The 13,077-nt window shown below is 63.1% G+C and carries 13 protein-coding genes; 7 read left to right on the top strand and 6 right to left on the bottom strand.

Annotation, left to right across the window (positions count from 1 at the left end):
- Nucleotides 1-324 precede the first annotated feature (324 nt).
- The 7 genes from KCG88_RS20790 to KCG88_RS20760 all read left to right on the top strand — a co-directional run bounded on the left by KCG88_RS20790 (nt 325) and on the right by KCG88_RS20760 (nt 8,209).
- Entirely contained in the window at nt 325-1,461 is a 1,137-nt protein-coding gene (locus tag KCG88_RS20790) for a branched-chain amino acid ABC transporter substrate-binding protein (protein WP_047283703.1), read from the top strand.
- Between the two features lie 161 nt (nt 1,462-1,622).
- The gene (locus KCG88_RS20785; RefSeq protein ID WP_011058967.1) at nt 1,623-2,537 is read left to right on the top strand and encodes a branched-chain amino acid ABC transporter permease; all 915 of its coding nucleotides are present in this window, start codon (nt 1,623-1,625) and stop codon (nt 2,535-2,537) included.
- Between the two features lie 2 nt (nt 2,538-2,539).
- The gene (gene livM, locus KCG88_RS20780; RefSeq protein ID WP_047283704.1) at nt 2,540-3,835 is read left to right on the top strand and encodes a high-affinity branched-chain amino acid ABC transporter permease LivM; all 1,296 of its coding nucleotides are present in this window, start codon (nt 2,540-2,542) and stop codon (nt 3,833-3,835) included.
- On the top strand, nt 3,832-4,704 hold the full coding sequence (locus KCG88_RS20775) for an ATP-binding cassette domain-containing protein (RefSeq protein WP_011058969.1): 873 nt from the start codon (nt 3,832-3,834) through the stop codon (nt 4,702-4,704). Before livM ends, KCG88_RS20775 begins: the two co-directional genes overlap by 4 nt.
- Nucleotides 4,701-5,417 carry an ABC transporter ATP-binding protein gene (locus KCG88_RS20770; protein ID WP_210713010.1) on the top strand — a complete coding sequence of 239 codons (717 nt, stop codon included), beginning with the start codon at nt 4,701-4,703 and terminating at the stop codon, nt 5,415-5,417. Before KCG88_RS20775 ends, KCG88_RS20770 begins: the two co-directional genes overlap by 4 nt.
- An 871-nt stretch (nt 5,418-6,288) precedes the next feature.
- On the top strand, nt 6,289-7,056 hold the full coding sequence (locus KCG88_RS20765; RefSeq protein ID WP_041115482.1) for an SDR family oxidoreductase: 768 nt from the start codon (nt 6,289-6,291) through the stop codon (nt 7,054-7,056).
- A gap of 247 nt (nt 7,057-7,303) precedes the next feature.
- Nucleotides 7,304-8,209: a cation diffusion facilitator family transporter gene (locus KCG88_RS20760; protein ID WP_210713009.1), complete on the top strand. Its 906-nt coding sequence runs from the start codon at nt 7,304-7,306 to the stop codon at nt 8,207-8,209.
- A gap of 70 nt (nt 8,210-8,279) precedes the next feature.
- On the opposite strand, the gene KCG88_RS20755 is transcribed toward KCG88_RS20760, so the two are convergent.
- From KCG88_RS20755 to KCG88_RS20730, 6 genes are all read right to left on the bottom strand, one after another.
- Nucleotides 8,280-9,419, bottom strand: coding sequence for an AGE family epimerase/isomerase (locus KCG88_RS20755; protein WP_047283706.1), 1,140 nt, complete (start codon nt 9,417-9,419; stop codon nt 8,280-8,282).
- A 267-nt stretch (nt 9,420-9,686) separates the two neighbouring features.
- Nucleotides 9,687-10,259, bottom strand: coding sequence for a HupE/UreJ family protein (locus KCG88_RS20750; RefSeq protein ID WP_210713008.1), 573 nt, complete (start codon nt 10,257-10,259; stop codon nt 9,687-9,689).
- A gap of 37 nt (nt 10,260-10,296) precedes the next feature.
- Nucleotides 10,297-10,911, bottom strand: a complete 615-nt coding sequence (gene ureG / locus KCG88_RS20745; RefSeq protein ID WP_011058975.1) for an urease accessory protein UreG — start codon at nt 10,909-10,911, stop codon at nt 10,297-10,299.
- Between the two features lie 9 nt (nt 10,912-10,920).
- Complete coding sequence (locus tag KCG88_RS20740; RefSeq protein ID WP_047283707.1) at nt 10,921-11,595, bottom strand: urease accessory protein UreF; 675 nt, start codon at nt 11,593-11,595, stop codon at nt 10,921-10,923.
- Complete coding sequence (ureE, locus tag KCG88_RS20735; protein WP_015633955.1) at nt 11,592-12,092, bottom strand: urease accessory protein UreE; 501 nt, start codon at nt 12,090-12,092, stop codon at nt 11,592-11,594. The genes KCG88_RS20740 and ureE overlap by 4 nt, the downstream gene beginning before the upstream one ends.
- Nucleotides 12,093-12,372: 280 nt before the next feature.
- The gene (locus tag KCG88_RS20730; protein WP_047283708.1) at nt 12,373-13,005 is read right to left on the bottom strand and encodes a TetR family transcriptional regulator; all 633 of its coding nucleotides are present in this window, start codon (nt 13,003-13,005) and stop codon (nt 12,373-12,375) included.
- Between the last annotated feature and the right edge of the window lie 72 nt (nt 13,006-13,077).

Below are 13,077 nucleotides of genomic sequence, written 5' to 3'. Positions count from 1 at the left end.
GCGACTAGCCTGTAATGGTGCGGCTCGTAGCAGTCTCGCACCAGCAGTGTGCAGTTCGGTGACGCGAGCTGTTACAGCAGGGTTGCACGTTGAATTGTGTCGCGGTTGCAATGATGGCACGCATGGGTTGCGCCCATTAAAAAGCAGGGTTTTACCTTCCGCGGTTTAGACGGTTGCACGCCCAATAAAAAAGGGCTCGAAACAGTCGAAATAACAATAAGACAGCGACTTTTTTCAGAATAAAAAACCACTGGCACGGCGCTTGCTCTGAGCAACCTTAGTGAAGTCGCAGTGCCAACTAAAAAAACCTTGGAGCACCACCTCATGTCCCAGACGTTTTACAAGAAAGGCTTTCTGGCCCTCGCAGTGGCAACTGCGCTGGGTGTTTCTGCGTTTGCTCAAGCCGACCTGAAGATCGGTGTAGCGGGTCCCATGACAGGCGCCAACGCGGCATTTGGCGAGCAGTACATGAAGGGTGCACAGGCAGCGGCTGACGAGATCAACGCCAAGGGCGGGGTCAACGGCGAGAAGATCGTCCTGGTCAAGGGTGATGACGCCTGTGAACCCAAGCAGGCGGTGGCAGTGGCCAACCGCCTGGTGGACCAGGACAAGGTGGCCGGCGTGGTCGGGCACTTCTGCTCCTCGTCGACCATTCCGGCTTCCGAGGTGTACAGCGACGCCGGTGTGATTGCCATCACCCCGGGCTCCACCAACCCTCAGGTCACCGAGCGTGGCCTCTCCGCGATGTTCCGCATGTGCGGGCGTGACGACCAGCAGGGCATCGTCGCCGGTGACTACATTATCGATGTGCTCAAGGGCAAGAAGGTCGTGGTGCTGCACGACAAGGACACCTACGGCCAGGGCCTGGCGGATGCCACCAAGGCACAGTTGACCAAGCGCGGCGTGACCCCGGTGCTGTACGAGGGCCTGACCCGTGGCGAGAAAGACTTCAGCGCCGTGGTGACCAAGATCCGCGCCGCCGGCGCCGACGTGGTGTACTTCGGCGGCCTGCATCCGGAAGCCGGCCCGCTGGTACGCCAACTGCGCGAGCAGGGCCTGAAGGACGTCAAGTTCATGTCCGACGACGGCATCGTGACCGACGAATTGGTGACCACCGCCGGTGGTCCGCAATACGTTGACGGCGTGTACATGACCTTCGGCGCCGACCCGCGCCTGCTGCCAGACAGCAAGGCCGTGGTGGATGCCTTCCGCAAGGCCGGCACCGAGCCCGAGGGCTATACCCTGTACGCTTATGCCTCGATTCAGGCCCTGGCGGCCGGCTTCGGCGGCGCCAAGTCCAACAAGGGCGAAGATGCGGCCAAATGGCTCAAGGCCAATCCGGTGAAAACCGTGATGGGCGAGAAGTCCTGGGACTCCAAGGGTGACCTTAAGGTTTCCGACTACGTGGTCTATCAGTGGGACAAGGACGGCAAGTACCACCAGCTGGAAAAACAGAAGTGACATGAGTCCGAACGGGCCGGTACCACCCCCTGGTGCCGGTCCCTACTCGTGCAGTACTTGCCTTTTCTCGTAGAGCTGCACAACGGACGTGTTGCGCAGACGGGTGATCCCTGTCCGGCGTCGACGGCCTGTGCAGTCTCTCAAGTCCGTGAGATTGCGTTATGGATGGTATTTTCCTGCAGCAACTGATCAATGGGCTGACCCTCGGGTCCGTCTACGGTCTGATCGCCATCGGCTACACAATGGTCTATGGCATCATCGGCATGATTAACTTCGCCCACGGCGAGGTTTACATGATTTCCGCTTACCTCGCGGCAATCAGTCTGGCTCTGCTGGCCTATTTCGGCATTGAATCCTTCCCGCTACTCATTCTCGGCACGCTGATCTTCACCGTCGTGGTGACGGGGATCTATGGCTGGGTGATCGAGCGCGTGGCCTACAAACCCCTGCGCAACTCCACCCGCCTGGCACCTTTGATCAGCGCCATCGGCATTTCGCTGATCCTGCAGAACTACGCGCAGATCAGCCAGGGCGCCAAGCAGCAAGGGGTTCCGACCCTGCTGGCCGGGGCCTGGAAAGTCGATATCGGCACAGGCTTCGTGCAGCTCACCTACACCAAGATCTTCATCCTGGTGGCGGCGTTCGCCGGCATGGCGCTGCTCACCTACATCATCAAGTACACCAAGCTGGGGCGTATGTGCCGGGCCACCCAGCAAGACCGCAAGATGGCCTCGATCCTCGGCATCAACACCGACCGGGTGATCTCCTACGTGTTCGTCATCGGCGCGGCCATGGCGGCCCTGGCCGGGGTGCTGATCACCATGAACTACGGCACGTTCGACTTCTATGCCGGCTTCGTCATCGGCATCAAGGCGTTCACCGCGGCGGTACTCGGCGGCATCGGCTCGCTGCCTGGGGCGATGCTGGGCGGGATCATCCTCGGCATCTCCGAGTCGCTGTTCTCCGGCTTGATCAACTCCGACTACAAAGACGTGTTCAGTTTCTCGCTGCTGGTGCTGATTCTGATCTTCCGTCCCCAAGGCCTGCTGGGTCGCCCACTCGTGGCGAAGGTATAAGTATGTCTGCTGCCAATAAACCGATTGATATCAAAAAGAGCGTCATCGACGCCGTGCTCGCCGGGCTGATCTCGCTGATCGTGTTTGGCCCCATCGTGGGCGTGGTGCTCGATGGCTACAGTTTCAACCTGCAGCCGACTCGCGTGGCCTGGCTGGTAGCCATTGTCATGGCCGGCCGGCTGGCCCTGAGCCTGTTCCTGCAAACCCCCAAGGGCCTGAAGATTCTCCAGGGCTTTGAAAGCACCGGCTCCGGCGTGCATGTGCTGGCGCCGGACTACAAGTCGCGGCTGCGCTGGATCATCCCGGCCCTGATCGTGATCGCCATCGTGTTTCCGTTCTTCGCCAACAAGTACCTGCTGACCGTGGTCATCCTCGGGTTGATCTACGTGCTGCTGGGCCTGGGGCTGAACATCGTGGTGGGGCTGGCGGGCCTGCTGGACCTGGGCTACGTGGCGTTCTACGCCATCGGCGCCTACGGCCTGGCCCTGGGCTACCAGTACCTGGGCCTGGGCTTCTGGACCGTGCTGCCCCTGGCGGCGATTGCCGCGGCGCTGGCGGGGTGCATATTGGGCTTCCCGGTACTGAGGATGCACGGCGACTATCTGGCCATCGTGACCCTGGGCTTCGGTGAGATCATCCGCCTGATACTCAACAACTGGCTGTCCTTCACCGGTGGCCCCAACGGCATGCCGGTGCCCTCGCCGACCATCTTCGGCCTGGAGTTCGGTCGCAAGGCCAAGGACGGCGGGGTGCCGTTTCATGAGTTCTTCGGCCTGGAATACAACCCCAACCTGAAATTCCTGTTCATCTATATCGTGCTGTTCCTGGTGGTGCTGCTGGTGCTCTACATCAAGCACCGGCTGACCCGCATGCCCGTGGGGCGGGCCTGGGAAGCCCTGCGTGAAGACGAGATCGCCTGCCGCGCCATGGGCCTGAACCATGTGCTGGTCAAACTCTCGGCCTTCACCATCGGTGCTTCCACCGCCGGCCTGGCCGGGGTGTTCTTCGCCAGCTACCAGGGCTTCGTCAACCCGTCGTCGTTCACCTTCTTCGAATCGGCGCTGATCCTGGCCATCGTGGTGCTGGGGGGCATGGGTTCGACGGTGGGCGTGGTGATCGCGGCCTTCGTGCTGACTGTGGCGCCGGAGTTGCTGCGCAGCTTCTCCGAGTACCGGGTGCTGCTGTTCGGCATTCTCATGGTGTTGATGATGATCTGGCGACCGCGAGGGCTGATCCGCATCAGCCGTACCGGCGTCACTCCACGCAAAGGTGCTCTGACTGAGGGGAACGCGCCATGAGCGAATACATTCTTTCGGTCGAAAACCTGATGATGCACTTCGGTGGCATCAAGGCCCTCAGCGACGTCAGCCTGAAGGTCAAGCGCAACTCGATCTTCGCCCTGATCGGCCCCAACGGCGCCGGCAAGACTACGGTGTTCAACTGCCTGACCGGCTTCTACAAGGCCTCCGGCGGGCGCATCGAGCTCAATACCCGGGGCCGGCAGACCAACGTCATCAAGCTCCTGGGCGAGCCCTTTCGCGCCACCGACTTCGTCTCGCCGAAAAGCTTCGCCAGCCGCCTCTACTACAAGATGTTCGGCGGCACCCACCTGGTGAACCGCGCCGGGCTGGCGCGGACCTTCCAGAACATTCGCCTGTTCAAGGAAATGTCCGTGGTGGAGAACCTGCTGGTGGCCCAGCACATGTGGGTCAACCGCAACCTGCTGGCGGGCATCCTCAACACCAAGGGCTACCGCAAGGCGGAAAGCGCCGCCCTGGACCACGCCTTCTACTGGCTGGAGGTGGTGGACCTGGTGGACTGCGCCAACCGCCTGGCCGGCGAGCTGTCCTACGGCCAGCAGCGGCGCCTGGAGATCGCCCGGGCCATGTGCACCCGGCCGCAGATCATCTGCCTCGACGAACCCGCCGCCGGCCTCAACCCCCAGGAAACCGAAGCGCTGAGCGCGATGATCCGGCTGCTGCGTGACGAGCACGACCTGACCGTGGTGCTGATCGAACACGACATGGGCATGGTGATGAGTATTTCCGACCACATCGTGGTGCTCGACCACGGCAACGTGATCGCCGAGGGCGGGCCGGAGGCGATCCGCAATGATCCGAAAGTGATTGCCGCCTACCTGGGTGCCGACGAAGAGGAACTGGCATGACTCAACCTATCCTCGAACTCAAGGATCTGGACGTGTACTACGGCCCGATCCAGGCCCTGAAGAAAGTCTCGCTGCACATCAACGAGGGGGAAACCGTGAGCCTGATCGGCTCCAACGGCGCCGGCAAGTCGACCCTGCTGATGTCAATCTTCGGCCAGCCCCGGGCCGAGTCCGGTCAGATTCTCTATCGCGGTGTGGACATCACCCACAAGTCGTCCCACTACATCGCCTCCAATGGTATCGCCCAGTCCCCGGAAGGGCGCCGGGTGTTCCCCGACATGACCGTGGAAGAAAACCTGCTGATGGGCACCATCCCGATTGGCGACAAGTACGCCAATGATGACATGCAGCGCATGTTCGAGCTGTTTCCCCGGCTCAAGGAACGGCGTACCCAGCGGGCCATGACCATGTCTGGCGGCGAGCAGCAGATGCTGGCCATTGCCCGGGCGTTGATGAGCCGGCCCAAGTTGCTGCTGCTGGATGAGCCGAGCCTGGGCCTGGCGCCGATCGTGGTGAAACAGATCTTCGCCACCCTGAGGGAATTGGCGGCCACCGGCATGACCATCTTCCTGGTGGAGCAGAACGCCAACCATGCGCTGAAGCTCTCGGATCGCGCCTACGTGATGGTCAACGGCGAGATCCGCCTGAGCGGCACCGGCAAGGAACTGCTGGTCAACGAGGAGGTGCGCAACGCTTACCTGGGCGGCCACTGACCGCTTGCTCTGTGGATAAAGCATGCCCCGCCGGCCCGTGCCGCCGGGGCATTGTTATCCACACCCCATCCCATCCTCCCCTGTAGGCGCTGGCTTGCCTGCGAAGGGGCCGCCTGACCGCCTTTCTGATTTGATCAAGCACCGACTGGCGCTTTGCGCCTGCACCAAACCTGTGTCCGGCAATTGTGGAAAACATTCCTGGCAAGCTGCTTTAACGCGGCATAAAGACGCTGCAAACAGTTGTTTTTCCACTGTTTTGACTTGTCCCCGTTTGCTGTGGAGCGGGCTGTGGGTAACGTGGGTGTAGCTGGCTGCAAGCCTTTAAAAACGTGGCTTGCAGGCGGTTGGTTGTTTTTTGATCGGTGCTTTTTGTGGGCGCTGAAGGTGCGCTTGTCAACCTTTTTATTGTCGCAGCTGTACCCGGAAAAGGGTCGGGATAAGCCTGTGGATAAGTCTGTGACTAAACTCTGGAAAGACGGCTCTGAGCGGCGTAGTTACTGGCCTCTGGCCTTGTCAACCTTGACCGTGCGGTCATCTTTGCCCGGGCCGGGTGCATGGACCTGTGGTCCGGGTCAAGCAAAAAACTTCTACTGAACCCGCGCAGGCCCTGTGGATAGCGGCTTTCAGCCCGTTGCACTTGCCCCCAAAGACTGTGGACCGGCCTGTGGATAAGGTGCGTGCACATGGCTGCAGGCCGCGTAACCCGTGGTTTGGCGCCTGGTGAGTGTTTTTTGTACAGCGAGCGTCGGGCACGATCAGCGCTTGCGGCTCTTTACGGCCAACGGCGCGGTTGCCGGTAGGGGCCGGCCCGGGCATGCTGCGAAGCGTTTTTTATCGAAACGGCGGCTCGCCACCCAGCAAGGAGAACACCATGACTTCCACACTGTTCATTACGGGCGCGACTTCCGGTTTTGGCGAAGCCTGCGCCCGGCGCTTTGCCGCAGCCGGCTGGTCCCTGGTACTGACCGGCCGCCGCGAGGAGCGCCTCAGTGCCTTGTGCGCGGAGCTGTCCAAACAGACCGAGGTGCACGGCCTGGTGCTCGATGTGCGCGACCGCAAGGCCATGGAAGAGGCCATCGCCCAGTTGCCGCCCTCGTTCAGCAAGCTGCGCGGGCTGATCAACAACGCCGGCCTGGCCCTGGGCGTGGACCCGGCGCCCAAGTGCGACCTGGATGACTGGGACACCATGGTCGACACCAACATCAAGGGCCTGATGTACAGCACCCGCCTGCTGCTGCCACGGTTGATCGCCCACGGTCGCGGCGCAGGCATCGTCAACCTGGGCTCCATCGCCGGCAACTACCCGTACCCGGGCAGCCACGTCTATGGCGCGAGCAAGGCCTTCGTCAAGCAGTTCTCCCTGAACCTGCGCTGCGACCTGCAGGGCACCGGCGTGCGCGTCACCAACATCGAGCCGGGGCTGTGTGAAAGCGAGTTCTCCCTGGTGCGCTTCGCCGGTGACCAGGCACGCTACGACGCCACCTATGCCGGGGCCGAGCCGATCCAGCCCGAGGACATCGCCGACACCATTTTCTGGGTGCTCAACACCCCGGCACACGTCAACATCAACAGCCTGGAGCTGATGCCTGTGAGCCAGACCTGGGCCGGTTTCGCCATCGAACGCAACGCCAAGTCATGAGCCCCCTGTAGCCGCTGCCACAGGCTGCGACAGGGCCGTGAGGCCCTCCGGCGCCTGTAAGATCTTGCGCCTCCTGCGGAGGCGGTCGCAGCCTCGCCATCGCTTGGCAGCGGCTACAGTTGTACTCGGATACACATGAGCTGATTCGTTTCAGCTTGTGGTCAGCCCTGACAGGTTAGAATTCCCGCCAGAAATTTCGCCGCTGCCTCACACGAGGCGGCGTTTTTGAAGTTCGATAGGAGGAATTGTGAGTAACCGAGGTGAGCAGGTTCTGCTCAAACAATCGACCGTACTGATGTTCGCCGTGGCGATCGCCGGTATCGTCACGGGTTTTGTTTCTGGCGCCCAATCCATCCTGTTCGATGGATTTTTTTCGCTGATCGCCACCTTCATCAAGGTCCTGATGCTGATCACCGCCAGGCTGATCGCCAAGGAAAGCAACCACCGTTTCCAGTTCGGCTTCTGGCACCTGGAACCCATGGTGCTGCTGATCGAAGGCAGCTTCCTGATGCTCATCGCCATCTATGCCTTCCTCAATGGGGTGTTCGGCATCATCAACGGTGGCCGCGAGGTCGAGCTGGGGCTGGTGATTGTCTATGCGGCGTTTTTCGCCGTGGCGGAGTTCGCCTACTTCTTCTACGTGCGCCAGCGTAACCGCAAGCTCAAGTCCTCGCTGATCCAGTTCGACAACATCAGCTGGCTGGTGGACGCGATGCTCTCGGTGGGGCTGCTGGTGAGCTTCGTCATCGCCTTGTTGCTCAAGCAGTACGGTCACGGCCAGTGGGCGGTGTACGTCGACCCGGCGATCCTGATCCTGCTGGCCTTGAGCATGTTGCCGCCGGCGTTGAAGATCTTGCGTCCGGCCCTGCGTGACGTGCTGGGGATCGCCCCGGACCAGTTGGACGAAAAGGTCCGCAACGTGATGGAGCAGGCCAAGGCCGCCCATGGTTTCGACGACTACATCAGCTACGTGCAGAAGCACGGTCGGGCGCGGTTCATCGAGATCCATATCGTCTTGCCGGCGCACTATCCGCTGCAGGATGTGGCGACTCTGGACCGCTTGCGCGAGGAGATTTCCAGCCAGTTGGGAGAGGCCGACGCAGCGCGCTGGCTGACCATCAGCTTTACCGGGGATCGCAAGTGGATCGCTTGATGGGCGGTGCGTGCTTCGCGGGCAAGTCCGCTCCTACGGGGGGCAGGAGCCGGCTTGTCGGCCAAGGGCCTCAGGCAAAATATTCCGCCAGCCCGCGGTAGCAGGTTGCCAGGTGATAAGGCGTGGTGGAGGGCATGTCCTGCCGGCTGACCGCGCCGCTGGCATCCAGGCATTCGTTCCAGCCACCTGCATGCAGGAAATGCGCTTGCAGCGCCTTTAGCTGACGCAGCAAGGGCGCCTGGCTAGCCGGGCGCAAGGTCAGGGCACGCAGGTATTCGGCCTGGGCCCAGATGCGCTGGGTGGCGTCCTTGACGCCGGCCCGGGGCGGCAGTTCGAGCATGGCGCACACGGCGCCGCTCTCGGGCTCGACACCCAGTTGCTCGGTAAAGGCGAAGGCTCGCTCCACGGATGCGTGCAGGGCGCTGCCGCGCAGTAACTGTGACGAGGCCAGCAGGAAGTACCACTCGAACTGGTGCCCCGGCTCGAACCAGTTATCCACAGCTCCCTGGGGCTTCTCCATCATCACCCCATGCTGCGGGTCGATGAACTGCTGCTGCATGGCCTGGCACAGGTCCAGCAACGCGGCCTGGACCGCGGCATCCTCGCGTACGGCCAGGATCGCGAGAAAGGCTTCGGCCAGGTGCATCAGTGGATTCTGCAGGGGCCCCGAACCCAATATGGACCAGTCCTCGGCGAGGCTGGCTTCGTAGAGCCCGTCGCCCAGGGCGAAGCGCTGGGCGACCACTTCCAGGGCGGCGTTGAGCACCGACTCCACCAGCGGCTCGCGGACCTTGGCCCAGTAGTGAGCGCAGGCGAAGAGGATGAAGGCGTGGGTGTAGAGGTCCTTGCGCCGATCCAGCGGCGCGCCTTCGGGGTCGATGCTGTAGAACCAGCCGCCGTGCTCGGCGTCGTGAAAGTGCCGCTGCAGCGAGCGGAACAGCGCGGCGGCGCGCTCCTGGGCAAAGGGCGCGGCGGCATCGCCGATCAATTGGGAAAACAGATACAACTGCCGGGCACAAGCCATGGCCCGATAGCGCTGCGGTGGCAGCGGCCGATGCTCGGCGTCCAGCGCCTCATAGGGCAGCGCCAACTGCGGGTTCCAGCCTGGGCCCTGCCATAGCGGCACTATCACCTTGTGGAAATGCTGCTGCATGGCGTTGAACAGAGCGCTCGATTCAGGCGAGGCGGCGGAACGGGATACATCAGGCATTGGCTGGCGTCGTCACGGCAGTTTTGAATGCGCGACATGTTACCAGAGAAGCCCCCACGAAGCGGCTTACCCGCCGAGCACGACCTGCTGGCAGGAACTGGCTTTCCAGCGAAGGCGGCCCAAAGATCACCTCAGCCTTGTAGGAGCTGGCTTGCCAGCGAATGAGGCCGAAAGATCACCTCCGCCTTGTAGGAGCTGGCTTGCCAGCGAACGAGGCCCGCAAGACCGCCTTCGCCGGCAAGCCGGCTCCCACAGATGAAGCAGGGATCAGCCTGCCAGCAGCCACACGCCCGTAGCGGCCGAGGCCGCACCGGCCAGGCGCACCAGCGGCGCTGCCGCCTGAGGCAGTACCCGCACCACGGCATAGCCGGCGGCATGCAGGGCCGCAGTGGCCGCCACAAACCCGGCGGCATAGGTCCAAGGGCTGGACATGTCCGGCAATTCCAGGCCGTGGGCCACGCCATGGAACAGGGCAAACAGCGCAGTGGCGGCAATCGCCAGGCTCAGGGGCGGGCGCACGGCCAGGGCCACGGCCAGGCCCAGGGCCAATACCGAAGCGGCGATGCCGCTTTCCAGGGCCGGCAACTCCAGGCCCTCGAAGCCCAGCACGCCACCGATCAGCATGGTGCCGACGAAGGTGCAAGGCAGCGCCCAGCGCGCGGCGCCTTGCTGCTGGGCGGCCCACAGGCCGACAGCGAGCATGGCCAGCAGGTGGTCGAGGCCGCTGATGGGGTGGCTGATACCGGCCATCAGGCCGTTGTCGCCATGGCCCGGGTGGGCAAAGGCCAGGGCCGGGGTCAGCAGCAGGGCCAGGGCCCCGAGGATGCGTTTTAGGGTCATGGAGTGGCTTTCCTTGTTGAGCGGATTGGGTTCGGGGTCAGGCGGCGGTGAGCAGGCCCTGGCGTTCGATGAAGGCGATGATGTCCGCCAGGCCCTGGCCGGTTTTCTGGTTGCTGAAGACGAACGGCTTGCCGCCGCGCATGCGCTGGGTATCGCTGTTCATCATCTCCAGGGAGGCACCCACCAGCGGCGCCAGGTCGATCTTGTTGATCACCAGCAGGTCGGATTTGCAGATGCCCGGACCGCCCTTGCGCGGCAGCTTGTCACCGGCGGAAACGTCGATCACATAGATGGTCAGATCGGAGAGTTCGGGGCTGAAGGTGGCCGAGAGGTTGTCGCCGCCGGACTCCACCAGGATCAGGTCGAGCCCGGGAAAGCGCCGGTTCAACTGGTCCACCGCTTCCAGGTTGATCGAGGCGTCTTCGCGGATCGCGGTGTGCGGGCAGCCGCCGGTTTCCACGCCGATGATCCGTTCCGGCGCCAGGGCCTCATTGCGTACCAGGAAGTCGGCGTCTTCACGGGTGTAGATATCGTTGGTCACCACCGCCAGGTTGTAGCGTTCGCGCAGGGCCAGGCACAGGGCCAGGGTCAGGGCGGTTTTACCGGAGCCCACCGGGCCGCCGATGCCGACGCGCAGAGGTTGTGCGTTCATGAGTTTCTCCTAGGAACGGAACAGGCGGCTGTACTGGCGCTCGTGGGCCATGCTCGCCAGGGACAGGCCGAAAGCGGCGCTGCCATGATGGTTGGGGTCAAGGTTCGCGGCGTGGTGCTGGGCTTGCTGCAACAGGGGCAGCAGCTCGCTGGTCAGGCGCTGGGCGGCCTGCTGGCCCAGGGGCAGGGTCTTCATCAGCACCGCCAGCTGGTTCTCCAGCCAGCTCCACAGCCAGGCGGCCAGGGCGTCCGCCGGGGCGATGCCCCAGGCCCGTGCCGCCAGGGCCCAGCCCAGGGCCAGGTGTGGTTCGTCCTGGTGCATCAGCAGTTTCCGGGCATCGCTGTCCAGTTCCGGCAAACCCTCCAGCAGTTGCTTGAGGGAATAACCCATCTGCCGGCTTTCCTGGTAAAGCTCGCGGGTTTCGCGGCTGGCCCGATGTTCCTCGCTCAACTGCTGCAAGCGGGCCCAGTCCTGGTCGGCTGCGGCCTGGCAGTGGGCGAGCAGCAGCGGTGCTTCGAAGCGTGCCAGGTTCAGCAGCAGTTGATCGCTGATCCAGCGGCGGGCGCTGGCCTGATCATGTACCCGCTGCTGCTCCACGGCCATTTCCAGGCCCTGGGAATAGCTGTAGCCGCCAATCGGCAACTGTGGGCTGGCCAGGCGCAGCAGGGCCCAGGCCGGGTTCATGGGCGGACGCCGAACTGGTGCAGGCGCGGCGGATAGTTGAAGTCTTCATCGCCGTGGCGCGAATGATGGTGGCCGCCGCCATAGGCGCCATGCTCGGGCTGGAATGGTGCCTCAAGGGGCGCGGTGCTGGCCCCCAGCTGTTCGAGCATGGCCTTGAGCACATAGTCGTCCAGCAGGCGCAGCCAGCCGTCACCCACCTGCAGGGCCACGTGGCGGTTGCCCAGGTGATAGGCGGCGCGGGTCAGTTCGAAGGCGTTGCGGCAGGTGACGTGCAGCAGGGCTTCCGGGCGCGCGCAGACCTTGACGATGCGCCCGTCCTCGGCCTCCAGGAACTCACCATCGTGCAGCGGTGGCTGGCCCCGCTCCAGAAACAGGCCGACGTCTTCACCGGCGGCACTGAAACAGCGCAGGCGGCTTTTGCTGCGGGCCTCGTAGGTCAGGTGCAGTTCGGCGGACCAGGTGGCTTGGGGGGCGGTTCTGCGGTGGATCACCAGCATCGGAAAGCTTCCAGCTATGAGCGATGCACAAGCCAGAGCAAGGGCCTTGCCAATCACTCGGTGGAGAGGAAAAACCCTTTCTCGATGCCGGGACTGCGCCTGAAAAAGGGGCAAAACCTTGTTTTATATTGTTACAAATTGATGCGCTGAGCTGATTTATAGCACTGAGTTGGTGCGCGGGAAATATTTTTGCTGCAATCCGGTGCCCGGCGGCCGGGCAGGCGCAAACGCGCAGCCCAGAGCGGGGCGCGTAGTGTGAAGGGGGAGCGGTGCGGGCGAGTTACTCGGTACTGCCCAGGCCTTGCCAGTGCTTGAGGCCGATGAAGATGAAGCGCAGTTGCTGGGTGATCTTGGCCTGGGGTGTGAGGTGTTCGGGCAGGGCCTGGACCGGGGGATCGATGATGTCGGGCAGGGTGGCGAATACGCTTTTGACGATCAGGTCGGCCATGACGCTGAGATCGGCGGCGTCCAGGTGCTGGAGCTTGGGCATCAGGGTCAGGTCGGCGGCGAGGTCTGCACTGATGTTCTCGCGCAAGGTGGCGATGGCCTGGCGAACCGGCAGCGAGCCGCCGTACTGCTCTCGGGCCAGGAACAGGAACTGCGCGCGCTTGGCTTCCACCACATCGAGGAAGATGCGTACCGAGGCATCGATGATGCCGCCCATGACGAATTCATTGTGGCGCACCAGGCGGATGGTTTCGCGAAAGGTCTGGCCGACTTCGCTGACCAGTTCCAGGCCCAGTTGGTCCATGTCGCTGAAGTGCCGATAGAAACCGGTGGGCACGATACCCGCGGCTTTCGCCACTTCCCGCAGGCTCAGGCTGCCAAACCCACGGCCACACTCCATCAGGTGCCGGGCGGCATCCATCAGGGCGTTGCGGGTCTGTTGCTTCTGTTCGGCGCGGGGCAGCATCGGCGGGGCGTTCTTTGCTCAATGGGAGCGGCGCACTCTAGCAAATCAACTTTGCCGGAGTCGAACTGCTGT

Source organism: Pseudomonas sp. MWU349, assembly GCF_017947325.1.
Taxonomy (GTDB): domain Bacteria; phylum Pseudomonadota; class Gammaproteobacteria; order Pseudomonadales; family Pseudomonadaceae; genus Aquipseudomonas; species Aquipseudomonas protegens.
This window is presented reverse-complemented; position numbering and strand designations above follow the sequence as displayed.